18 protein-coding genes are annotated in these 22,573 nt (G+C 73.8%); 10 read left to right on the top strand and 8 right to left on the bottom strand.

Annotation, left to right across the window (positions count from 1 at the left end; translation table 11 throughout):
• Positions 1–224: 224 nt before the first annotated feature.
• The 5 genes from ACZ407_RS01995 to ACZ407_RS02015 are packed head-to-tail and all read left to right on the top strand — an operon-like array spanning position 225 to position 6,103.
• Positions 225–1,574: an ABC transporter substrate-binding protein gene (locus ACZ407_RS01995; RefSeq protein WP_468124685.1), complete on the top strand. Its 1,350-nt coding sequence runs from the start codon at positions 225–227 to the stop codon at positions 1,572–1,574.
• Positions 1,571–2,440, top strand: a complete 870-nt coding sequence (locus ACZ407_RS02000) for a carbohydrate ABC transporter permease (RefSeq protein WP_468124686.1) — start codon at positions 1,571–1,573, stop codon at positions 2,438–2,440. The genes ACZ407_RS01995 and ACZ407_RS02000 overlap by 4 nt, the downstream gene beginning before the upstream one ends.
• Positions 2,437–3,279 (top strand): carbohydrate ABC transporter permease, encoded by an 843-nt coding sequence (locus ACZ407_RS02005; protein ID WP_468124687.1) that lies wholly within the window; start codon positions 2,437–2,439, stop codon positions 3,277–3,279. Before ACZ407_RS02000 ends, ACZ407_RS02005 begins: the two co-directional genes overlap by 4 nt.
• Before the next feature lie 2 nt (positions 3,280–3,281).
• Positions 3,282–5,099 carry a glycoside hydrolase family 36 protein gene (locus ACZ407_RS02010; RefSeq protein ID WP_468124688.1) on the top strand — a complete coding sequence of 606 codons (1,818 nt, stop codon included), beginning with the start codon at positions 3,282–3,284 and terminating at the stop codon, positions 5,097–5,099.
• A complete protein-coding gene (locus ACZ407_RS02015) occupies positions 5,096–6,103 on the top strand; it encodes a LacI family DNA-binding transcriptional regulator (RefSeq protein WP_468124690.1) in 1,008 nt (335 codons plus the stop codon). Before ACZ407_RS02010 ends, ACZ407_RS02015 begins: the two co-directional genes overlap by 4 nt.
• 63 nt (positions 6,104–6,166) lie before the next feature.
• Here ACZ407_RS02015 and ACZ407_RS02020 read toward each other — a convergent pair whose 3' ends face one another.
• Positions 6,167–6,973, bottom strand: a complete 807-nt coding sequence (locus tag ACZ407_RS02020) for an N-formylglutamate amidohydrolase (RefSeq protein ID WP_468124691.1) — start codon at positions 6,971–6,973, stop codon at positions 6,167–6,169.
• 145 nt (positions 6,974–7,118) lie between these two features.
• Between ACZ407_RS02020 and ACZ407_RS02025 the strand changes: the two genes are divergently transcribed.
• Both ACZ407_RS02025 and ACZ407_RS02030 read left to right on the top strand, forming a co-directional pair.
• Complete coding sequence (locus ACZ407_RS02025) at positions 7,119–7,274, top strand: DUF6131 family protein (protein ID WP_468124692.1); 156 nt, start codon at positions 7,119–7,121, stop codon at positions 7,272–7,274.
• 432 nt (positions 7,275–7,706) lie between these two features.
• Entirely contained in the window at positions 7,707–9,173 is a 1,467-nt protein-coding gene (locus ACZ407_RS02030; RefSeq protein ID WP_468124694.1) for an amino acid permease, read from the top strand.
• A gap of 128 nt (positions 9,174–9,301) precedes the next feature.
• Here the strand turns inward: ACZ407_RS02030 and ku are convergent, their stop codons facing one another.
• Positions 9,302–10,351 carry a non-homologous end joining protein Ku gene (ku, locus tag ACZ407_RS02035; RefSeq protein ID WP_468124696.1) on the bottom strand — a complete coding sequence of 350 codons (1,050 nt, stop codon included), beginning with the start codon at positions 10,349–10,351 and terminating at the stop codon, positions 9,302–9,304.
• Positions 10,352–10,526: 175 nt separating this feature from the next.
• Between ku and ACZ407_RS02040 the strand changes: the two genes are divergently transcribed.
• From ACZ407_RS02040 to ACZ407_RS02050, 3 genes are all read left to right on the top strand, one after another.
• On the top strand, positions 10,527–10,760 hold the full coding sequence (locus tag ACZ407_RS02040; RefSeq protein WP_468124697.1) for a hypothetical protein: 234 nt from the start codon (positions 10,527–10,529) through the stop codon (positions 10,758–10,760).
• Positions 10,761–10,944: 184 nt separating this feature from the next.
• Complete coding sequence (locus ACZ407_RS02045; protein ID WP_468124699.1) at positions 10,945–13,113, top strand: MMPL family transporter; 2,169 nt, start codon at positions 10,945–10,947, stop codon at positions 13,111–13,113.
• An 8-nt stretch (positions 13,114–13,121) separates the two neighbouring features.
• The gene (locus ACZ407_RS02050; RefSeq protein WP_468124700.1) at positions 13,122–13,829 is read left to right on the top strand and encodes an LmeA family phospholipid-binding protein; all 708 of its coding nucleotides are present in this window, start codon (positions 13,122–13,124) and stop codon (positions 13,827–13,829) included.
• Between the two features lie 46 nt (positions 13,830–13,875).
• Here ACZ407_RS02050 and ACZ407_RS02055 read toward each other — a convergent pair whose 3' ends face one another.
• From ACZ407_RS02055 to recQ, 6 genes are all read right to left on the bottom strand, one after another.
• Complete coding sequence (locus tag ACZ407_RS02055) at positions 13,876–14,535, bottom strand: TetR/AcrR family transcriptional regulator (protein ID WP_468124702.1); 660 nt, start codon at positions 14,533–14,535, stop codon at positions 13,876–13,878.
• A gap of 134 nt (positions 14,536–14,669) precedes the next feature.
• Positions 14,670–15,896, bottom strand: coding sequence for a cytochrome P450 (locus tag ACZ407_RS02060; RefSeq protein WP_468124704.1), 1,227 nt, complete (start codon positions 15,894–15,896; stop codon positions 14,670–14,672).
• 292 nt (positions 15,897–16,188) lie between these two features.
• The gene (locus tag ACZ407_RS02065) at positions 16,189–16,650 is read right to left on the bottom strand and encodes a GNAT family N-acetyltransferase (protein WP_468124706.1); all 462 of its coding nucleotides are present in this window, start codon (positions 16,648–16,650) and stop codon (positions 16,189–16,191) included.
• 185 nt (positions 16,651–16,835) lie between these two features.
• Entirely contained in the window at positions 16,836–18,335 is a 1,500-nt protein-coding gene (locus ACZ407_RS02070; RefSeq protein WP_468124911.1) for a M4 family metallopeptidase, read from the bottom strand.
• Positions 18,336–18,773: 438 nt separating this feature from the next.
• Positions 18,774–20,219: a glyceraldehyde-3-phosphate dehydrogenase gene (locus ACZ407_RS02075; RefSeq protein ID WP_468124707.1), complete on the bottom strand. Its 1,446-nt coding sequence runs from the start codon at positions 20,217–20,219 to the stop codon at positions 18,774–18,776.
• A gap of 126 nt (positions 20,220–20,345) precedes the next feature.
• On the bottom strand, positions 20,346–22,379 hold the full coding sequence (gene recQ / locus ACZ407_RS02080; protein ID WP_468124709.1) for a DNA helicase RecQ: 2,034 nt from the start codon (positions 22,377–22,379) through the stop codon (positions 20,346–20,348).
• Positions 22,380–22,573 lie beyond the last annotated feature (194 nt).

Consider the following 22,573-nt stretch of genomic DNA (forward strand, 5'->3'; position numbering starts at 1 on the left):
CACCTCCCAGCGGTGGCTGGGGGCGGGAGCCTGGTTCCTCGTCTGCCACGAGGTCGGCGCGCGGCACGCTAGCAAGGCGTATGCCGCGGTTGCAACGGATCGGGCAGATCTGCTTGCCGGTTCCAACTGAAAGTTTTCATCAGGGACTTGTAAGTCGATCAGCCGCGTGATTGAGTTCCGGCCAGTCAGCTTCCGGGTGGACCGGCGGAGAACAGGGGAACGGCATGGAACTCGGTCGTCGAAGAGTGCTCAAGGCGGGCGGGGCGCTCACCGCGGGCATCGGACTCGCCGGCCTGGCCGGCTGCTCCGGCAGCAGTGGCACGGCGGGCGCCGGCGGCTCCGCCGGCGCGAAGGACAAGGGCCGGATCACCGTCTGGTCCTGGCAGGGCCCGGCAGCCGAACTGAAGGCCTTGACACCGGAGTTCAACAAGAAGTTCCCGGGCATCGAGGTCACCGTCGAGGACATCGGCAACCCGGCCATCTGGGACAAGATCACCACCGGTCTGGCGGCGGGTGGCCAGGGCCTCGCGGACGTCCTGCACATCGGCGTGGACTACCTGCCGGGCTACGTGGAGAAGTTCCCCGGCGGCCTCGCCGACCTCGGCCCGCTCGGCGCGAACGCCCACAAGGAGGCCTTCGCCCCCGGCCTGTGGCAGACGGTCTCCCCGGACGGGAAGCGGGTCAACGCCCTTCCCTGGGAGGCGAACTCGGGGGGCTTCTGGTACCGCGCCGACCTGTTCGAGAAGGCCGGGGTGGACGCGGAGGCCCTGCAGACCTGGGACGAGGCCGTGGCCGCCGGGAAGCAGCTCAAGGCGAAGACCGGGGCCTTCCTGATCGGCCTCGACAAGCCCGCCTCCCAGGCCGACGCCGCGAACTTCTTCCAGATGCTCCTCCAGCTCCAGGGCGCCTTCTACTTCGACCTCGACGGGCGGATCACCCTCGACTCCCCCGCGGCCGTCCGGGCGATGACCCTGATCAAGACCCTCAACGACGCGGGGCTCGTCTGCGACCTGGCCGGCGGCTGGAACACCCTGATGAGCGCACTGAAGAAGGGCACCGCGGCGGTCTGGCCGATGCCGACCTGGTTCGGCGGGATCATCGAGGAGCAGGTGCCCGGCGAGCGCGGCAAGTGGAAGGTCCGGCTGCCCCCGGCCGTCCGGCGCGGCGGCTCGACGGCGGCGACGGTGAACTCCACCCACCTCGCCGTGGCCGGCAGCAGCAGGCACCAGGCGGCCGCCTGGTCCTTCGTCGAGTTCGTGCTCACCCGCCCCGCCTCCCAGGTGCGGACCTACCGGGACAAGGGGATCGCACCCGCGCTGATGTCCGCGTACGGGGACGCCGTCTTCCACGAGCCGTCCGCGTTCTTCGGCGGGCAGAAGCGGGGCGAGATCTTCCTCGCCGCGCTCAAGGCCCCCCAGCCCGCCGTCAACTACACCGCCGACTACGCGCGGGCCCTCAAGCTGGTCACCGACGCCCAGTCGAAGGTCCTGCTGGGGGGCGCGGACCCGGCCCGCGTGCTCAGGGAAGCGGCCGACCAGCTGGCGCAGCAGACGGGCCGCAAGGTCGTCCGGTGAGTGCGACGAGGCCGCGCCGCCGCCCCGCCCCGTACCTGTTCGTCCTGCCCGCCCTGCTGCTCTTCGCGGTCTTCAAGCTCTACCCCATCGGCTGGTCCTTCGTCCTCAGCCTGCACCGGAGCACCGGCGGGGCGGAGACCTTCGTGGGCGCCGCCAACTACGAGCGGCTGCTGCACGATCCGCTCTTCCGGACCGCGCTGGAGAACACCGCGGTCATCCTGGTCGTGCAGGTACCGGTCATGCTGGCCCTGGCCACCGGTCTGGCCGTCGCCCTGAACTCCCGCCTCCTCAGGGCCCGTTCCGTCTTCAGGCTGGGCTTCTTCCTGCCGATGGTCACCGGGCTCGTGGCGTACGGCATCGTGTTCTCCGTCCTGCTCAACAAGGAGTACGGGCTGGTGAACTGGCTGCTGGAGCGCGTGGGCGCCGGCCCGGTCCCGTGGCTGACGCATCCGCTGGCCGCGCAGGTCTCCCTCGGCCTCGCCCTCACCTGGCACTACACCGGCTACAACGCGGTGATCCTGCTGGCACGGCTGCAGAGCCTGCCCGCCGAGCTGTACGACGCGGCGGCCGTGGACGGGGCGGGTGCGTGGAAGTCCTTCCGCCACGTGACCCTGCCCGGGCTGCGCCCGGTCCTGCTGCTCACCACGGTGCTCTCCACCATCGGCACCCTCCAGCTCTTCGACGAGCCGTACGTCCTCACCGGCGGCGGCCCGGACAACGCCACGCTCACCGTCGGCGTGTACCTCTACCAGAACGCCTTCAAGTACTTCGACTTCGGCTACGCCTCCGCCCTCGCGTACGCCCTCGCCGTCCTCATCGGAATCCTCGGCCTGATCCAGTTCCGCCTCCTGGGAGAGAAGGATTGAAGACCGCCGGAACCACCCCTCGTTCACGGGCCCAGGGCATCCTGCTGACCTCCGGGCTCGCCATCCTCCTGGCGGCCGTGGCGGTCCCGTTCTACTGGCTGGTCATCGGGGCCACCCACAGCTCGGAGGAGATCTTCGCCAGCCCGCCGCCGCTGCTGCCCGGCGGCCGGCTGGCGGAGAACCTGCGGTCCCTCCAGGACTCCGCGCAGTTCGGCCGGGTCCTGCTCAACTCCCTGCTGATCGCCACCGTGTACACCGTGTGCGCGGGGGCCGTCTGCACCCTGGCCGGCTACGGGTTCGCGGTCTTCCGGTTCCGCGGCCGGGAGGCCCTGTTCGGGCTGCTCATGCTCGGTCTCGTGGTGCCCGCGCAGGTCACCCTGGTGCCGCTGTTCCGGATGATGGCCGATCTGAGCTGGCTGGGCACCTACCAGGCGGTGGTCCTGCCCAACCTGGCCCTGCCGTTCGGGATCTTCCTGATGCGCCAGTCGATGGCCACGCTGCCCGCCTCCCTGCTGGACTCGGGGCGGATCGACGGCTGCGGAGAGCTGCGCCTGTTCCTGCGGGTGGCGCTGCCGCCCATGCGGCCCGCGCTCGCCGCGCTGGCCATCTTCCTCTTCCTCTACCAGTGGAACGACTTCGTCTGGCCGCTGGTCGTGCTCCGCGAGGGCTCCACGTACACCCTGCCGGTGGCACTCGCCTCCCTCCAGGGCCTGGACGAGACCGACTACGGCGCGATCCTCGCCGGCACCTCGGTGGCCGCCCTGCCCATGGCCGCCGTATTCCTCGCGCTCCAGCGCCATTTCGTGTCCGGCCTGCTCGCCGGCGCCGTGAAGGAGTGACCATGCCGACCGACACCGCCACCGGTGCCGACGCGGTCCCGCCGTCCCCGGAACCCGTGACCACCGCGCACCTGCCCCCCGTCCCGTACGCCCCCCTGCTCGACGGGGTACGGGCGGCCGTGCTGGTCCACGCCCCGGGCGAGGACCCCGCCCCGGCCGGCTGGACCCTGGCCGGGCTCCCCGGCGGCCTGCTCCTGCTGGAGGCCGCGTCCGAGGGCGCCCCCGTGGAGATCCGGTTCTCGGTCCCGCTGGGCGACGCCGCCGGCTACTGGCACCCGCTGGGCGGCTGGCGCCGCACCCTGGTCGCCGACTGGGAGGGCCGGGCCTCGGTCTCCCTGGTCTCCGGCCTGGCCGCGGGCTGCCTCTACGACCATTCCGGCGCCACCCTGCTCACCTTCGCGGCGGCGGACCCGGCCCCCGAGGCCACCCTGCGCTTCGGGGTCTCCGAGGAGAACGACAGCCACGTGGTGCACCTGCGGCTGCCCGCCGACCCGGAGGGCCGGCCGCACCGGATCCTGCTGGTCCCGTCGGCCCCCTCGGTGGCCGCCGCCCTGCGGCCGCTGCGCGCCTGGTACGCCCGGGAACTGCCGCCCATGCCGGTGCCCGAGGGGGCCCGCACCCCCGTCTACTCCACCTGGTACGCCTTCAACCAGGAGGTCACCGCCGAGGAGGTGGAGACCCAGGCGGCGCTGGCCGCCCGGCTGGGCTGCGGGGCCCTCATCCTCGACGACGGCTGGCAGGAGTACGGCCACGGGCGCGGCTACGCGGGCCTCGGCGACTGGCGGCCCGACCCCGTGAAGTTCCCCGACTTCACCGGGCACGTCGCGAAGGTCCGCGCCCTGGGCCTGCGCTACCTGGCGTGGACCGCCCCCCTGCTGATCGGCCCCGGCGCCGACTGCCACCCCCGCTGGGCCCCGTACGCGCCCGCCGCGGCCACCGTGCCCGGGGCCCGGGTCCTCGACCCGCGCCGGCCCGAAGTGCGCCGCCACGTGGTCGAGTCGTGCGTCCGGCTGGTGCGCGGGCACGGCCTGGACGGGCTCAAGCTGGACTTCCTCGACCAGGCCATGGTGTACGCGGGCGACGGCGGCGGGGACGTGGGCCGGGCGATGGCCGGGCTGCTCGCCGAACTGCGGGCCGCGCTGGAGGACGTACGCCCCGAGGGGCTGCTCCTGGAGCTGCGCCAGCCGTACACCGGGCCCGGGGCCGCCCCGTTCGGGAACATGCTGCGCTCCTTCGACTGCCCGGCCGACGCCACCGCCAACCGGGTCCGCACCCTGGACACGGCCCTGACGGCGGTCGGCGGCGCGGTCCACTCCGACATGCTGCTGTGGTCGGCGCAGGCGCCGGTGGAAGCGGTGGCCCGGCAGCTGATCGGCGCCCTGCACTCCGTCCCGCAGGTCTCGGTGCGCCTGGACCGGATCCCCCGGGCGCACCGGGACGCGCTCGGCTTCTGGCTGCGCCAGTGGCACGAGCACCGCGCGCTGCTGCTGGACGGCGAGGTGGAGCCGGGCCGGCCCGACGAGCTGTACCCGCTGGTGCGGGCCGCCGCCGGGGACCGCTGCCTGATCGCCGTCCACGGCGCCCTGGTCGTCCCCCTCGACCTGTCCGCCCACCGCCGGGTGACCCTGGTCAACGGCTCCGCCGGGGACCTGCTGACCCTGTCGGTGCAGGGCGGGCCGGCCGAGGTCGTACAGGTGATCCACGCCCCGGACGGCCGTATCATCGAGTCCACGTCGGCCCGGTTCGGGGAGGGGCCGCGGAGCCTGGCCGTCCCCCGCGGTGGTCTGGCCTCGCTCACGATCACGGAAGGACGGCGATGAAGGTCGGCATCACCGACGTCGCGGCCCGCGCGCAGGTCAGCGAGGCGACCGTCAGCCGGGTGGTCAACCGCCGCCAGGGCGTCTCGCGCAAGACCCGGGACGCGGTGGAGCAGGCGATGGCCGAGCTCGGCTACGAACGCACCACGCAGGGACGGCTGGTGGCCGTGATCACCGACCACATCTCGAACCCGTTCTTCGCCGACGTGGCCGAGCGCATCGAGGCCGCCCTCGCCCCGCACGGGCTCAAGACGGTGCTCTGCCCGGCCTTCGCGGGCGGGGTCCAGGAACTCGACTTCGTCTCCTCGCTGGTGGACAAGGGCATCGCGGCGGTGGTGTTCCTCTCCGCCTCGAACACCGTCGAGGGCGCGGACACCGAGGCCTACGAAGTGCTGCGCCAGCGCCGGGTCCCGTACGTGGGCGTCAACGGCGAGTTCGCGGACGGCGTGGCGGTCCCGGTGTTCTCCACCGACGACCTGCTCGCCGCCGAACTCGCCGTGGACCACCTGTACCGGCTGGGCCACCGGAGGATCGGCATGGCCTCCGGCCCGGCGGGCAACCGGCCGGCCGACCGCAGGGTGCAGGGCTTCCTGGCGGCCATGGCCCGGCGCGGGATCGAGGACGCGGAGCGCTGGGTGATCCGCCAGTCCTACACGGTCGAGGGCGGGCAGGCCGCCGTCGGCCCGCTGCTGGAGCTCGGGGCCACCGCGATCGTCGCCGCCAGCGACTGGATGGCCCTGGGCGCGATCCGCGGGATCCGCCGGCAGGGCCGGTCCGTCCCGGGGGAGGTGTCGGTGGTCGGCTACGACGGCACCGGGGTCACCGAGTTCACCGATCCGCCGCTGACGACGGTCCGGCAGCCCGCCGACCGGCTGTCGCTGGAGGTGGCCCGCAGTGTGCTGGCCCTGGTCGGCAACCGCGACGTGCCCACCGGAGAGCTGCTCTTCGACCCCGAGCTGGTCATCCGCGCCTCCACGGCCCCGGCACCGGCGGGCCCGCCCGCCTGATCCGGGCGTGCCGGGTCCGGCGGGCGGGCGGCCGTACGAGGGCCGGCCACGGGGGCCGTGCAGTCAGGGTGTCCGTGCGGTCAGGGTGTCCACGAGTCCCGCCAGGGCCGCTCCGAGGGCGGGCAGGCCGGGCCCGGCCGGGCCGCCCGGCTCGGACATGTAGAGGTCCCGGCGGATCTCGATCATCAGCGCGCCGACGCGCTCGTCCTTCCCGTAGTGCGCCAGCGGGACGTAGGTGCCCGCGAACGGGGTGTCGAGCTGCGTCCCGCCGAAGCCGGCGAACGCCTCGCGGGCCGCGGAGAGCAGTCCGGGCGGGGTGTGGAAGGGGTCCGTGCCCAGGCAGACCGGCGGCCGCGGGCCCTCGCCGTGCAGTTCGTACGGCAGCGCCCGCGCGGGGTACGAGTGCACGTCGAGGACGACCGCGCGGCCCACGGCCTCCAGCCGGTCCGTCACGGCCTGCTCCATCGCCCGGGCGTAGGGCTCGAAGTAGCGCTCCACCAGCGGCCGCCCGTCGAAGCCGGCCGGGCGCAGGCGCTCGCGGTGCGTGGTGCGGGTGTAGACCGCCCCCATGCCGACGGCCCGCATCTCCTCGCGGTCGTCGGGGAACCGCTCGGGGTCGACGACCAGCCGGGACAGCCCGTTGACGAACTGCCAGGGGGTGGCGGCGGCCCGTCCGGCGGCCGCCGCGGCGAGGGCGGCGGTGTGGGAGTCGGTGATGTGGTCGAGCTCCTCCTCCAGCGCCCGGTCGTCGAGCACGATGCCGGCGCGGACGGACTCCGGTATCAGGCGCGAGGAGTGCGGTACGTGCAGGATCACCGGCGAGGCGGCTGCGCCGGGGATCAGGCGGAAGGACTCGTGCGGGCTGGTCATGCGCGGCTCCTGGGTGGACGGTTCTCGGCCTGAGTACGCGTGCGCGGGCCCGATCGTTCCCGTCAGTGGCACATCGGGAGGCATAAGAGCGCCGCGCAGTGGTAGACGCGTTGCGATCCTGTTAGCGCGGGGGCCGGAGGTAGTCATGATCGTGCTGGGAGTCATTCTGCTCATCGTCGGCTTCGTCACCGGGATCTCGATCATCTGGACGATCGGCTTGATCCTCGCCCTGGTCGGCCTGGTGCTGTGGGTACTGGGTGCGGCGGGGCACGCGGTGGCGGGCCACCGGCACTACTGGTGACGCCCGCTCCGGCGGGCCGATCCACGCGGGAACGCCGCGGCCGATGCGGCCGCGGCGTTGCCGTGTCCGGGCCCGTCACCCTGCGCTTTCCTACCGCACCGTAGCCGGACGGAGGGTGGCACGCATTGCCGCGATGTCATCCCGTGTTCGCTCAACGGAGGCTCAGATCCGGATAACGATCCCATCACCGGACAAGGGTCTTTCGGCCTGACCGCGGGCTGATGACCGATTTGCCGGTGATGTTCACCACGGTCGCGGGCCGGCTGCCGTGGTACATCTTCACGACCCGCCTGCCGGCCCACCCATGGCCGGGCAGGGGCGCTGGAGCCGGCCGACCGCCGGCAGCAACTCCATTCAGCATCCGGGGGATCGGAATCCGGTCCGCAGCCGAGCGCGGCGCGGACCGGCATGGAGCGGAAAGGCGCACCAAGCATGACCTCGACGCAGGTCGAACAGCACCGCGGCGACGACGACGCGACCGCAGGCAGCACGCCCGAGGAGGGCTACGAGCGCGGACTCGGCAGCCGCCAGGTCCAGATGATCGCCATCGGCGGCGCCATCGGCGTCGGCCTCTTCCTGGGCGCGGGCGCGAACATCGCGAAGGCCGGGCCCAGCCTCATCCTCATGTACGCCCTCGCCGGCGTCATCGTCTTCTTCATCATGAGGGCGCTCGGCGAGCTGCTCCTCTACCGGCCCGTCTCGGGCTCCTTCGCCGAGTACGCCCGGGAGTTCCTCGGCCCGTTCTTCGGGTTCGTGACGGGCTGGACGTACTGGCTCATGTGGGTGGTCACCGGCATGGCCGAGCTGACCGCCGCCGCGATCTACGTGCACTTCTGGTTCCCGGACGTCCCGCAGTGGGTGACGGCCCTGGTCTTCCTCGTGGTGCTGTACGTCGCCAACCTGATCTCCGTGAAGATCTTCGGCGAGATCGAGTTCTGGTTCTCGATGGTGAAGGTCACCGCCCTGATTGGCATGATCGTGATCGGCATCGGCGTCGTGACCTTCGGCTTCAGCCAGGCCGGCGACACCGCCGCGGTGTCCAACCTCTGGGCCTTCGACGGCATCTTCCCCAAGGGCGTGGGCTCCAGCCTGATGACCCTCCAGGGCGTCATGTTCGCCTACCTGGCCGTCGAGCTCGTCGGCGTCACCGCGGGCGAGTCCGAGAACCCGGAGAAGACCCTCCCCAAGGCGATCAACACCCTGCCCTGGCGCATCATCGTCTTCTACGTCGGTGCGCTCAGCGTGATCCTCATGGTCGTCAAGTGGACCGAATTCCAGCCGGGGGTCAGCCCGTTCGTGGCGGCCTTCGCCAAGATCGGCATCCCGGCGGGTGCGGCCATCGTGAACTTCGTGGTCCTCACCGCGGCGCTGTCCTCCTGCAACTCCGGCATGTACTCCACGGGCCGCATGCTGCGCGACCTGGCGGCCAACTCGGAGGCCCCGAAGGCCCTGGGCAGGCTGAGCGCCACCAAGACCCCGGCCGTGGGCATCACCCTCTCCGTCGCCCTCATGGGCATCGGCGTGGTCCTCAACTACATCGTCCCGGAGAAGGCGTTCGGGTACGTCACCTCGGTCGCGACCGCGGCCGGCATCTGGACCTGGCTGATGATCCTGGTGAGCCACATCCGCTACCGCCGCGCGGTGGACGCCGGGCGGCTGCCCGCCTCCGCCTTCCCGGCTCCGGGCGGCACGGTGTGCAGCTGGATCGCCGTGGCCTTCCTGCTGCTGGTCACCGCGATGATCGCCATCGACCCGGACAGCCGCGTCTCCCTCTACGTGGGCGCCGGCTGGGCCGTCTGCCTGGCGGTGGGCTGGGCGGTGCTGAAGTCCCGCAACCCGCAGATCGCGGCGCGTGCCGCGGCGGCGGACCGGGAGCCGGAGCCCGCGGGCCGCTCCTGACCCTCCCGTGAGGGCCCGGCCGTCCCGGCCGCCGCCCTCCCGCACACCCGACGGGTGCGCACCGGTTCCCCCGGCCGGTGCGCACCCGTCGCCGTGCGTCGCCGTACGCGTCACGGGTGCCGTGCGGGTCAGGCGGCGCTGCGGTGCCCGTCCAGGGCCTCGGCCAGTTCCGCGCGGGTCATGCCGGAGCGGCCGCGGATGCCCGCGGCGGCGGCCCGCTCGTACAGCTCGGCCTTGGTGAGGGAGCCGAGGGAGGACTCCCCCTCGGACTCCCCACCCGCTGTGCCCGCCTTGCCGCCCGCCTCGCCGTCCGCCTCGCCGTCCGCCTTTGCGGCGGACCCGCTGCCGCGGCGGCCGCCCCCTCCGGCCGTGCCACGCCTGCGCCCGCGGGCCCGTTCCACACTGGCGCGCAGGGCCTCCGTCAGGTCGATCACGTTGGTGGCCTCCGCGGGGAGCTCCGCCTTCTCGACCGTCTCGCCGGCCTTCTTGGCCTCGACCAGGGCGGCCACCTTCTCCTGGAAGGTGTCGTGGAACTCCTCGGGGTTCCAGTCCGCGGCGAGGGCCTCGACGAGCTGCTCCGCCATCTTCAGCTCCTTCGACCCGGCCTGCACCCCGGACTTCGATCCCGGGGCGGCGGGCAGGTCGGGCACCTCCCGGCGCGGGTCCCGGATCTCGTCGGCCCAGTGCAGGGTGTGCAGGGTCAGCACCCCGTCGTCCGAGGTGAGCGCGACCAGGTACTCGCGTCCGCGCATGACGAAGGTGGCCACCCCCGCGCGGCGGGTCCTGGCGAGGGCCCGCTCCAGCAGGGCGTAGACCTTCGCGTACTCCTTGCCCTTCGGCCCGAGGTAGTAGGTCCGGTCGAAGAAGACCGGGTCGATCTCGTCCAGGTCCACGAAACCGCTGATGTCGAGCGTCCTGGACCGGCCGGGCGCGATGTCGTCGAGTTCGGACTGCTCGACGAGCACGTACTCCCCGCCGGTGTCGTAGCCCTTCACGACGTCCTCGGCCGGGACCTCCTCGCCGGTCCGCTCGTTCACCCGCCGGTTCCGTATCCGGTCGGCGGTCCCGCGCTGCAGCTGGTGGAAGCGCACCGCGTGACTCTCGGTCGCGGTGTACAGCCCCACGGGCACGCTCACCAGCCCGAATCCCAGCACCCCGCTCCACACCGGCCGCGCCATCGCCCTCACCACCTCGCCCCGGCCCCCCTGTGGCGAGGCGTCTGCCCGCCCGGCCCCCGCGAAAACGACGGCTCCGGCCCGTCCGGGCGCGGGGTGTTTGGCGGGGAGCGGAGGGGTTAGCGGCGCGGTAGGGCGGTCGCAGGGCCGTCGGTACGGACGGAGGAGCGTGAGGGTCATGGGGCGTGAGGGCCGGGACGGCGGGATGGAACAGAAGCGGCAGGCGCCGGGGAAGGGGCGGGAGGAGCAGATCCGGGGGCGGTCGCCCGAGCCGGAGCAGATGAAGACCGGGGGGCGGCCGCGCAGCCCCGAGGAGGTGGCGCAGGAGCGCGGGCGGGAGGACGCGACGATGCGCGACGTGATGCGGGACCTGGGCGAGGCGGACCTCGACGAGATGCGGGACGACCGCTGAACCGGGGCCCTGCCCTTCCGCGATTGACATTCTTGCACTGCGAGTGAAAGCGTAAAGCTGCACGACCAGTGCAATGAATATCCGGTGGCTTCAGCGGGCCGCCGGGTGGCGGAAGGGGAGGGCGATGTTCCTCGGGTTGGGGCGTTGGTGTGCTCGGCGGGCGGGACGGGTGGTGGCGGGGTGGGTGCTGCTCCTCCTGGCACTCGGGGCGGCCGTGGTCGCGGCCGGACGGGTGACCAGTGAGGCCGTGGTCATTCCGGGCAGCGACAGCCAGGCCGCGCTCGATGCGGCGGCCGCGGCGTTCCCCGGGCCGGCCTCCGGCAGCCAGCCCCTCGTCCTGCACACGGCGCCCGGCGGGCCGGTCCTGACCGGGGACCCGGCCAAGGCCGCCGTGGAGCGCAGCGCCCGGGCCCTGGCGGAGGTGCCGCACGTCGTGAGCGTCACCTCCCCCTACGGCGGCACCGGCGCGGGCCCGATCGCCGCGGACGGGCACACGGCCCTGCTCTCCGTCGGACTGGACCTCACCGGCCGGGACATCACCGCCGCGCTGACCCGGCAGGTCCTCGACGCGGCCGCGCCGGCGCGCGCCGCCGGGATCGAGGTGACCCCCGGTGGGGACCTCGCCGCCGCAGTGGACCGTCCGGACACCCGCCGCAGCGAGCTGATCGGTCTGGCCGCGGCCGCCGCGGTCCTCATGCTGGGCTTCCGCAGGGCCGCGGCCGCGGGGCTCCCCCTGGTCGTCGGCATCGCCGGGCTGGCCGCCTCGCTGGCCGCGATCGGGCTGGCCGGGCACCTGATGGACATGCCCTCCTCCGGCACCACGATCGCCGCGATGATCGGCCTGGGCGTCGGGATCGACTACACGCTCCTGTGCCTCACCCGGTTCCGCGCGCTCCGCGGCCGGGGCCTGCCCGCCGCCGAGGCCGCCGCCCTCGCCACGGCCACCGCCGGGAAGGCCGCCGCCTTCGCGGGATGTGCGGTGATCGCCGCGCTGGCCGGTCTCGCGCTCGGCGGACTGCCGCTGCTGCGCGCCCTCGCCCTGGCCCCGGCGGTCGCCGTGCTGGTGGCCGTCGCGGCCACCCTCACCCTGCTGCCCGCCCTGCTGACCCTGCTGTCCCGTTGGCTGGGCGCCACCCCGCCCGCCGAGAACGACGCCGCGCCCGGGGGCTGGCACCGGCTGGCCGAGCGGGTCGCCGCCCGCCCCTGGCCGCACCTCCTCGCCGGCCTCGCCCTGCTCCTGCTGCTCGCCGCACCGGCCACCCAGCTGTCCTTCGGCCGGCTCGACGCCGGGGACAAGCCGTCCGGCTCCGCCGGCCGCACGGCGTACGAGCGGATCTCGGCGGCGTTCGGCCCCGGCGCCAACGGCCCGCTCCAGGTGACGGACACCCTCCCCGACTCGGCCGCGGGCCCGCAGGACCCCCGGATCACCCGGGTCTCCGCGGCCCTGGCCCGGACCCCCGGGGTGGCGTCCGTGAGCCCGGCGCAGACCGGGACGGACGGCCGTACGGTCCGTTGGCAGGTCACGCCCGCCACCGCCCCCGGGGACCCGGCGACCGCCCGCCTGGTCGACGCGCTGCGGCGGGAGGTGCTGCCCGCCGCCACCGCGGGGGCCGGGACCGCGCACGTGGGCGGGGCCGCCGCCGCGGCCGGTGACCTCAACGACCGCCTGGCGGACCGGCTTCCGGCCGTGATCGGGGTGGTGGTCGCCGTGGCCTCGCTGCTGCTCCTCGCCGCGTTCCGCTCCCCGCTCCTCGCACTCAAGGCCGCCGTGCTGAACCTCCTCTCGGTGGCCGCCGCGTACGGGGTGCTGACCGCGGTCTTCGTTCGGGGCTGGGGCGCGCACGCGATCGGCCTGGAGGGGCCGGTGCCGGTGCCCGGCTACGTGCCCCTGCTGATGTTCGCCGTCCTGTTCGGCCTGTCGATGGACTACGAGGTCTTCCTGCTCACGGCGGTCCGCGAGCGCTACCTCGCGGACGGGGACGGCCGGCGCGCGGTGGTCCACGGGCTGGCCTCGACCGGGCGGATCATCAGCTCCGCCGCACTGATCATGGTGAGCGTCTTCCTGGCCTACGTCCTGTCGGACGACCCGGTGGTGAAGATGTTCGGCACCGGCCTGGCGGCAGCGGTGGCCCTGGACGTCACCGTGGTCCGCGGGCTGCTGGTCCCCGCCACCATGTCCCTGCTGGGCGACGGCGCGTGGTGGCTGCCGCGCCGGCTCGACCGGATCCTCCCCGAACTCGACATCGAGGGCACCGCGGTCGCCCGGGCCCACGAGGGCCCGGCTGCGGCCGCCGGGACCGCCGCCCCCGCCGGCACGGGCACCGGCCCCGCCGCCGTCCTTCCCACCCGATGAGGTCGCCCATGCGCTCCCGCACCCTCCCCCGCCCGCCTTCCCGCCCCCGCCGCCCGCGCCGGCGGCTGCGTACGGCCCTGCTCGCGGCCCTCGCCGTGCTGCTCGTGCCGCCCCTCGCCGACTCGGTCGCCCGCAGCCGGGCCGAGGGGCGGATCGCGGACCGGATCGCCCGGCGGCAGCCCGGCCTGACGGGCCGTCCGGAGGTGTCGATCGGAGGGCCGCCCTTCCTGGTCCAGGCCGTCCGGAAGGGCTACGCGCAGGTACGGGTGCACGCCGAGGCCACGAGCGGGGGCCGCCCGGTCACCGCCGAGGTCACCCTCGACGAGGTGTCCCCGCAGGGCCGGGGCTACCGGGCCGCCTCGGCCGACGCGCGGTTCACCACTCCGTACGCCGCCCTGGGCGGCGGTCCGGACGGCGGTGCGCAGGTCTCCGACGCGGGCGGCGGCCGCCTGCTCATCCGGCGCAGCGTGCTGGGCGCCCCGCTGTCCCTGACCGCGGACGTGGAACTGCACGAGGGGGTGGTCTCCCTGCGCCCGGCCGCCGCCTCGGTGGCCGGGCGCGCGCTGGACCCGGACAGCCCGCTCATCGCCCGGGCACTCGCCCGGCAGACCCGCACCCTGCCCGCCCTCCCCCTCGGCCTGCGCCCCACCGGAATCTCGGCGGGTCCGGACGGGGTGACGCTGACCGCGCGGGCCGAGGACGTGGCTCTGGCCTGACGGCAGCCGCCGGGGTGGGCCCGTACCGCGGCAGCGGCGGCCGGTGTCAGTCCCGCGGGTGGTCGGCCGAGGCCAGCAGGTTCAGGACGGTGGCCTCCATGGCGGCGCGCGCCTCCTGCGGGCTCTTGCCGCCGGTGCGCCAGTGGTGCCAGGCCCCCCAGGTGGTGACGGCGTCCAGGCCGTCGAGCAGCTCGGCCGCCCGGCTGCCGTCGAGGCGGCCGAGCTCCTCCGCGAAGATCTCGGCGACCCTGCTGCGGGCCTCCTCGAAGGCCTCGTCCGTGACCTGCCGGATCCGCGGGGAGGGGTGGTCGATCCGGAGCAGGGTCAGCCGCGCCGGGGTGATCCACTCCAGGATCCGGGCCCGCTGCTCGGCCAGGGCCGCCACCCGGTCCCGGCGCGGCCCGGTCACCGGCAGCGGCCTGACCTGCTCGGCCAGTTGCTCCAGCCGCCGGGTGATGGCGAGGTCGACGAGTTCGGACATGTCGGCGAAGTGGTGGAAGACGAGCCGGCGGGAGACTCCGGCGCGTTCGGCCACGCGCTCGGCCGGGAACTCGGCGACCCCGTCGTCGAGGAGGGCGAGCAGGGCGTCCGCGATCTTCTCGCGGGTCCGCCGGCCGCGCTCGGTCCGGCCGTCCACGCGGACCGGGGCCCCGTCCGGCGTCCGGCCCGGCGCCGGGTCCCCGCCCGTCTCGTGCGTCTCCGCCACCGCGCCGCCTCGCTCCCCGTCCGCCCACTGCCCGACAGGGGCATTTTCGCACCCCGGGCGCGGGCGGGCGCCGGGCCCCGGACCCCCGCCGGCCGGGCGGGGCCGGTGGGCGGGCACCGGCGGCAGGCCGGTGCTCACCACACCACGTGCAGGGTTTCCGGGGTGCGGTGGATGAGTGTCGGGTACATCGCGGGGCGCGGGTGCGCGGGGTCCAGGCGCAGTCCCGGCAGCTGCTCGGCGAACAGCTCCAGGGTCAGCCGGAGTTGGCCGCGGCCCAGGTGCGCCCCGGGACAGGCGTGCGGGCCGTGGCCGAAGGCGAGGTGGTGCCGGTGGCCGGGCCGCCGGATGTCGAAGGCGTCGGGCCGGGCGTAGCGGCGCTCGTCGCGGTTGGCCGAGGCGTACGCCACCAGTACGGCGGCGCCCGCGGGCAGTTCCGTACCGGCGAGCCGGACCGGCCGGGTCGTGATCCGGCGGAAGGCCTGGATGGCCGTGTCGAAGCGGGCGCCCTCCTCGACCGCGGCCGGAACCAGCCCGGGATCGGCGCACAGCAGCTGCCACTGCCGCCGGTCGGACAGCAGGTGCAGGAGGGTGGTGCCGATCAGCGCGCCGGTCGTCAGGAAGCCGGCGAGCAGCAGGTTCTGCAGCTGCGCCGCCACCTCCCGGCGCTGTTCGGGGGCGAGTGCCGCGCCGCCCGGGGCGGCGGCGGTGGCCAGGTCCGAGCACAGGTCCGCGCGGGGGCGGGCCCGGCGTTCGGCGACGTATCCGTCCAGGAGCTGCTGGAGGGCGGCCACCTCCTCGGCGGCGGCCGTCTGCTCCCGGGGCGGCAGCGGGCGGAACAGGAGCTGCTCGGCCCGGTAGCCGCCGCGCACGGCGGCGGGGACGTCCGCCGGGTCCAGGCCGATGAGCCGCCCGACCACCTCGCCGGGCAGCCTGCGCGCGTATGCCGCCACCAGCTCGGCGGAGCCGCTCCCGGCGAACTCCGCGAGCAGTTCGCGCGCCCGGGTGCGGGCGTACGGGAGGAGGGCCGCCGAGCGGGCGGCGGACAGCGCCCGGTTCAGGGGGGCCCGGTGCCTCCGGTGCGCGGCCCCGTCCGTGGTCAGCACGGTGGGCCGCGGTCCGGAGCCGCGGCCCAGGATGCCGAGCGCCTCCGGCGAGGGCTGCACGTCCGGCAGGAGTGCGTTCGCCGAGGAGAAGTCCTCCGCACGGCGCAGCACTTCGCGTACGTCCTCGTCGCGCGCCACGAGCCAGGCCGCCAGTTCGGGCACGTACGTCAGCCCCTCGGCCCGGCGGGCCCGGGCGTAGAGCGGGTACGGGTCGCGGTACAGCGCGTCGCGACGCGCCTGGTCGTGCCCTGCCGCCACGCGGTCCTCCGGATCGGGGTGGGGGCCGGGCTCCGCGGGCGGCGCCCGGGTGGACTCCGGTGCGACGGGCCATCCTGCCCGAGGTCCGGCCCGGCCGGAAGACCGCCTCCTGCGGCGTGCGCAGCGCGGCCCGGGACGGAAAGAGTCCGCCCGCTTCTCGCGGGTCCTGATCGTGCGGTGCGCGGCTCGGGGCCGCTCCTCCGCATCCTCACTGGTGGGACTCTCTCCGTCCCTTCCATGACACCACGGCCCGCGGTGCCCCGCCAGGGCGTTGCGCCGTCCCCGGCGGAGCTCAGCCGGCGGCCGGGGCCATGTCGTAGGTGACCCACATCGTGCGGGTGGCCACCTGGTCGTACTTGGCGCGGGCCCGGTGGTTGTCGTCGGCCGTGATCCAGCGCACCACGCTCCAGCCGCGCTCGGCGGCGAGCTCCCGGAGGGCCGCGAGGAGCAGGTCGGCGGCGCCGGTGCCGCGGCTCGCGGGGTCCACGAAGAGGTCGTCGAGGAAACCGCCGACGGTGGCGGAGAGGGGGCGGGCGAAGGGCCGGTAGTGGGCGAGGCCGACCAGCCGGCCGCCGTCCTCCTCGGCGACGAGGGCGTTCACCTCGTGGGCGGGGTCGTGGATCCACGACCAGACGAGGGCGGCGGACTCCTCGGTCTGCTCGACCCCGTAGAAGTCGGCGTAGCCGCGGTAGAGGGCGCGCCACTGCGGGAAGTCCTCGGTGCGGGCGGGGCGGACCTTGATGCCGTTCGACATGGGCTCACACTTTCGTGATCGGTGGGAAGCACCGATCATGCGCGAACGCCGGGCGGCGATCCTGCCGCCGTGTCGAAACGGAACGGTCCCGGTGCGCCGCCGCGGACAGGAGGCCGGACGGCAGGGGGCGCCCCCGCACGGATGCGGGGGCGCCCACCGGACCGTTCGGCCGTACGGCCTCCGGACTACTTGACGTTGACCGCGGCCCAGGCCGCGTTCACGGCGGCGTACTCGGCGCTGCCGGTGCCGTACAGGTCGCCGGCCGCGCTCAGGGTGGCGGTGCGCGCCCCGGCGTAGGTGGTCGACGAGGTCATGTAGGTGGACAGGGCCTTGTACCAGATCTTGTAGGCCTTGACCCGGCCGATGCCGGTGACCGTCGAGCCGTTGGAGGTCGGCGAGTTGTAGCTCACACCGTTGATCGTCTTCGCGCCGCTGCCCTCGGCCAGCAGGTAGAAGAAGTGGTTCGCCGGGCCCGACGAGTAGTGCACGTCGAGGCGGCCGACCGAGCTCGACCAGGAGTCGGCCGAGTTGCCGTCGCGGCTCGGCTTGTCCATGTAGCGCAGCGGGGTGCCGTTGCCGCGGATGTCGATCTTCTCGCCGATGAGGTAGTCGCCGGGGTCCGAGGAGTTGGCGGCGTAGAACTCGACGGAGGTGCCGAAGATGTCGGAGGTGGCCTCGTTGAGGCCGCCCGACTCGCGGCTGTACTTCAGTCCGGCGGTGGAGGCGGTCAGGCCGTGGCTCATCTCGTGGCCGGCCACGTCCAGGGAGGTCAGCGGCTTGGCGTTGTTCGTGCCGTCGCCGTACGTCATGCAGAAGCAGGAGTCGTTCCAGAAGGCGTTGACGTACGCGTTGCCGTAGTGGACGCGGGAGTACGCGCCGACGCCGTCGCCGCGGATGCCCAGGCGGCCCAGCTCGTTCTTGTAGAAGTCCCAGGTCACCGCGGCGCCGTAGGCGGCGTCCACGGCCGCGGTCTGGCGGCTGTTGACGGTGCCGTCGCCCCACGTGTCGTCGGCGTCCACGAAGAGCGAACCGGTGCCGCTCGTCCCGCCGTTGAGGTCGTAGGTCTTGTGGCCGCCGCGCCCGCCGTCGGTCAGCTGGAACTGGCCGCTCGCAGGGGTGGTGCCGAGGCTGACGGTGCCGCTGTACTGGCTGGTGCCGGTGCCCGTGAAGATCGCGTCGAAGCTGTAGAGCTTCTTGCCGGTACGGGCGTCGGTGATCGTGTGCACCTCGCTCGGGGTGCCGTCGTGCGAGGCGCCCTTCGCGACGGACTCCCAGGCCAGGACCGGGGAACCGGAGGCGGCCCAGACGACCTTGCGGGCGCCCTTGGGGGCCGCGGTGGCGGCGAAGGTGGAGCGCAGGGCTATCTTCGCGCCGGTCGCGCGGGTGGTGCGCAGCGCGCCGTCGGCCTTCTTGTGCACGACGAGGTCGCCGCCGAGCACCGGCAGGCCGGCGTAGGTGCGCTCGTAGCGGGTGTGCACGGTGCCGTCGCCGTCGCGGATGACGTCACGGACGACGAGCGCCTCGCCGGAGCCGAGGCCGATGGCCTTGGCGGTGGCGGCGGCACCGGCCTGCGCCTGCGCGATGGCGGCGGCGCGCTGCGGGGCCGACTGCGCGACGGCGGTGGCGCCGGCCTCGCGGTCGGGCTGCGCGGTGGCGGAACCGCTCTGCATGACCAGCGCGACCATGGCGGCCGACGCGACGAGGGCACCGGCCGCGATCCGGGTACGGGTGCGGGAGGTGGGGGATGCGGACTTGACGTGGGTCACACGCTCTCCTTGATTGCCGTGGGGGGGCCGAAAGGAGAGTGCCAGCCAATCCGGCTGTTTGACAGGTATGCAACAAGGATTTGACCTTCTGTTGTCCGAAGGTCGAACAACGGCGTCCGAATGCCGGATGAATCCCAATCGTCCCCGGGGACACAGGGGTTGATTCCCGCCACACCCCCGAGGACCCCGTGCGCCACCGCCCGGCGGGGGCCGGAAACGACGGCAGGCGGGCGGCAGTGGTGTACTGCCGCCCGCCTGCCGTGTGCATGCGGAACTGCTCGTCCCGGCCGGGCCGGGACTCCGGCCGCCGGGGCTTCAGGCCGTCAGGGCCTCAGAACCCCCGGCCGGACCCCCGGTTCAGGCCTTGGGGGCCGGGAAGGTCGGGTACTCCACGCCGGAGACGTGCTGGACGACCCGGATGACCTGGCAGGAGTAGCCGAACTCGTTGTCGTACCAGAGGTACAGGATCGCGTTGTCGCCGTCGACCTTGGTCGCGCCGGCGTCCACGATGGAGGCGTGGCGCGAGCCGACGAAGTCCATCGAGACGGCGTCGGGAGCCGTGGTGAAGTCGATCTGGCGCTTCAGCGGCGAGTGCAGCGAGACGTCGCGGAGGTACTCCAGGACCTCGTCACGGGTGGTCTCGCGGCCCAGGCGCAGGCTCAGGATGGCGATCGAGACGTCCGGGACGGGGACGCGGATCGAGCTGCCCGTGATCGGGGCCTTGAGCTCCGGCAGCGCCTTGGCGACGGCGGAGGCGGCACCGGTCTCGGTGATGACCATGTTGAGCGGCGCGGAGCGGCCGCGGCGGTCGGCCTTGTGGTAGTTGTCCAGCAGGTTCTGGTCGTTCGTGAACGAGTGGACGGTCTCCACGTGACCGCGCAGGACGCCGAACTCGTCGTCCATGGCCTTCAGCGGCGGGACGATCGCGTTGGTGGTGCAGGACGCGCAGGACAGGACCCGCTCGTCCGGCTTGATCATGTCGTGGTTGACGCCGTGGACGATGTTCGGGACGTCGCCCTTGCCCGGAGCCGTCAGGACGACCTTGTCGATGCCGGGGCGCAGGTGCTTGGAGAGGCCCTCGCGGTCGCGCCACTTGCCGGTGTTGTCGATGAGGATGGCGTCGTTGATGCCGTACGCCGTGTAGTCGACCTCGGAGGGGTCGTTTGCGTAGATCACCTTGATCGCGTTGCCGTTGGCGACGATCGTGCTGTTCGCCTCGTCCACCGTGATGGTGCCGTTGAACTGGCCGTGGATCGAGTCGCGCCGCAGCAGCGAGGCGCGCTTGACCAGGTCGGCCTCGCCCCCGCCGCGGACGACGATGGCGCGCAGGCGCAGGCCGTTGCCGGAGCCGGCCTTCTCGATGAGCAGGCGGGCGACGAGGCGGCCGATGCGGCCGAAGCCGTAGAGGACGACGTCGCGCGATCCACCGCGCTCGATCTTGTTGTCGCCGGTGGCACCGGCGACGGCCTCGGCGGTGAACTCCGCCACCGACAGACCGCGGTCGTCGGCCTTGTGGTTCGCGGCGAGCATGCCGATGTCGATCTGGGACGGGCCCAGGTCGAGGGCGGTGAGGGCCTGCAGGAACGGCATGGTCTCGGTGACCGACAGCTCCTCGCCGTCGATCTGCCGGGCGAACCGGTGGGTCTTCAGGATGCTGACCACCGACTTGTTCACCAGGGAGCGGCTGTGGAGCAGGACGGTGACGTCCCGCTCGCGCTGCAGCTTCCCGATGATCGGGATCATCGACTCCGCGATCTCCTCGCGGAGCTTCCAGTCAGTGAACGAGTCCTCGTTGACAGTCACAGGTTTTATCTTTCGAGCTAGGCGGCGCTCATATGCTAACCCCTCGATACTTTGATCGATCAAGCGGTGTCCGCCGAACGGAACGCCGCCCCCTCTGACCTGCACCTTTCCGACCGGTCCCGCGGGCTACTGCCAGTCGTCCCAGGCCGGGTCCTCCTCGTACGGGTCGAAGGGCGGCTCCTCCTCCGCCTCCCCGGGCCGCGGACCGGCGTGGGGGGCCGGCTGCGGGCCGGACTGCGGGTCCGCCTGCGCGCCCTCCCCGGACCCCGCCCGGGGGGCCGGGGCCGGCTCGGCAGCGGGCTGCCCGGCGGCCGCCTCCGCGAGGGCGGCCAGCAGCCCCTCCCCGTACCGCGCGAGCTTGGCCTCGCCCACCCCGCCGATGCCCGACAGCTCCTCGACCGTCCCCGGCAGCGCGGTCGCGATCTCGCGCAGGGTCGCGTCGTGGAAGACCACGTACGCCGGCACCCCCTGCTCCCGCGCCGTGGCGGCCCGCCAGGCGCGCAGGGCCTCGAAGACGGGCACGGCCGCCGCGGGCAGGTCCACGGGGACCTTGGAGCCCTTGCCGGTGCGGCCGGCGGCCTCCTTCCGGGGCGGCCGGGCGGCCGCCTTCTCCTTGCGCATCGGGACCTGCCGCCGGCCGCCGAGCACCTCGCCGCTGGCCTCGGTCAGGACCAGCGTGCCGTAGTCGCCCTCCACCGCCAGCAGCCCCTGGGCCAGCAGCTGGCGCACGACCCCGCGCCACTCGGCGGTGCCCAGGTCGGCACCGACCCCGAAGACGGACAGGGCGTCGTGGTCGAACTGGATGACCTTGGCCGTCTTCTTGCCCTGGAGGATGTCGATGATCTGCCCGGCGCCGAACTTCTGCCGCCGCTCCCGGGCCAGCCGCCAGACCGTGGACAGCAGCTTCTGGGCGGCGACTGTGCCGTCCCAGGACTCCGCCGGGCTCAGGCAGGTGTCGCAGTTGCCGCAGGGCTCGCCGGACTGCCCGAAGTAGGCCAGCAGCCGCACCCGGCGGCAGTCGACGGTCTCGCAGAGGGCGAGCATCGCGTCCAGGTGCGCGGCGAGCGAGCGCCGGTGCGTCTCGTCGCCCTCGGAGCCGTCGATCAGCTTGCGCTGCTGCACCACGTCCTGCAGGCCGTACGCCAGCCAGGCGGTGGCCGGTTCCCCGTCGCGGCCCGCGCGGCCCGTCTCCTGGTAGTAGCCCTCCACGGACTTCGGCAGGTCGAGGTGGGCCACGAAGCGCACGTCGGGCTTGTCGATGCCCATGCCGAAGGCGATCGTGGCGACCACCACGACCCCGTCCTCGCGCAGGAACCGCGCCTGGTTCGCGGCGCGCGTGCGGGGGTCCATGCCCGCGTGGTACGGCACGGCGTCGATGCCCTGCTCGGCGAGGAAGGCCGCGGTCTTCTCGACCGAGGAGCGGGACAGGCAGTACACGACCCCGGCATCGCCGTCGTGCTCGGCGCGGATCAGCTCCAGCAGCTGCCGGAGCGGGTTGTCCTTGGGCACGATGCGGTACTGGATGTTCGGCCGGTCGAAGCTCGCGACGAAGTGCTTCGCGTCCTGGAGCCCGAGGCGGGCGGCGATCTCGGCGTGGGTGGCCTCGGTGGCCGTCGCGGTGAGCGCGATCCGCGGCACCTGCGGCCAGCGCTCGTGCAGCATCGAGAGGGCCAGGTAGTCGGGCCGGAAGTCGTGGCCCCACTGGGCGACGCAGTGCGCCTCGTCGATGGCGAAGAGGGAGACCCGGCCGCGGTCCAGCAGCCGCTGGGTGCCCTCGGTGCGCAGCCGTTCCGGTGCCAGGTACAGCAGGTCCAGCCCGCCGGCAAGGAAGGCCTCCTCGACGCCGCGCCGTTCCAGCGGGTCCTGCGTGGAGTTCAGGAACCCGGCCCGGACGCCGAGCGCGGTGAGGGCGTCCACCTGGTCCTGCATCAGCGCGATCAGGGGGGAGACGACGACCCCGGTGCCCTCCCGGACGAGCGCCGGGATCTGGTAGCACAGCGACTTGCCGCCGCCCGTCGGCATCAGGACCAGCGCGTCCCCGCCGCCGACGACCTGCTCGATGATCTGCTCCTGCTCCCCGCGGAACGACTCGTATCCGAAGACGCGGTGGAGCACCTGCAGGGCTTGGGAGACCTCGGGGGAGGCGTCGGAGAGGGTCATTCCAGCAGCCTATCGGCCGCCCCGGACACCCCGTTCCGTCCCGGCCCGGCCTGTGGACAACGTGCGGGGTCCCCCTCGGACCGGGGGGGGGGGCGAGGGGGGGGGGGAGGGGGGGGGGGGGGGGGGGGGGGGGGGGGAAAGGGGGGGGGGGGTGAGGCAGACGGCCCGGCGAGCCATGTGCGCGGGCGCCGTGG

The organism is Streptomyces sp. NPDC030809 (genome assembly GCF_055572195.1).

Bases quoted from the DNA above. Each gene is read 5' to 3' on its own strand.
- ACZ407_RS02020 (WP_468124691.1), bottom strand. From the start codon at position 6,973: ATGACCAGCCCGCACGAGTCCTTCCGCCTGATCCCCGGCGCAGCCGCC.
- ACZ407_RS02015 (WP_468124690.1), top strand. From the start codon at position 5,096: ATGAAGGTCGGCATCACCGACGTCGCGGCCCGCGCGCAGGTCAGCGAG.
- ACZ407_RS02030 (WP_468124694.1), top strand. From the start codon at position 7,707: ATGACCTCGACGCAGGTCGAACAGCACCGCGGCGACGACGACGCGACC.
- recQ (WP_468124709.1), bottom strand. From the start codon at position 22,379: ATGACCCTCTCCGACGCCTCCCCCGAGGTCTCCCAAGCCCTGCAGGTG.
- ACZ407_RS01995 (WP_468124685.1), top strand. From the start codon at position 225: ATGGAACTCGGTCGTCGAAGAGTGCTCAAGGCGGGCGGGGCGCTCACC.
- ACZ407_RS02025 (WP_468124692.1), top strand. From the start codon at position 7,119: ATGATCGTGCTGGGAGTCATTCTGCTCATCGTCGGCTTCGTCACCGGG.
- ACZ407_RS02065 (WP_468124706.1), bottom strand. From the start codon at position 16,650: ATGTCGAACGGCATCAAGGTCCGCCCCGCCCGCACCGAGGACTTCCCG.
- ACZ407_RS02010 (WP_468124688.1), top strand. From the start codon at position 3,282: ATGCCGACCGACACCGCCACCGGTGCCGACGCGGTCCCGCCGTCCCCG.
- ACZ407_RS02050 (WP_468124700.1), top strand. From the start codon at position 13,122: ATGCGCTCCCGCACCCTCCCCCGCCCGCCTTCCCGCCCCCGCCGCCCG.
- ku (WP_468124696.1), bottom strand. From the start codon at position 10,351: ATGGCGCGGCCGGTGTGGAGCGGGGTGCTGGGATTCGGGCTGGTGAGC.
- ACZ407_RS02040 (WP_468124697.1), top strand. From the start codon at position 10,527: ATGGGGCGTGAGGGCCGGGACGGCGGGATGGAACAGAAGCGGCAGGCG.
- ACZ407_RS02070 (WP_468124911.1), bottom strand. From the start codon at position 18,335: ATGGTCGCGCTGGTCATGCAGAGCGGTTCCGCCACCGCGCAGCCCGAC.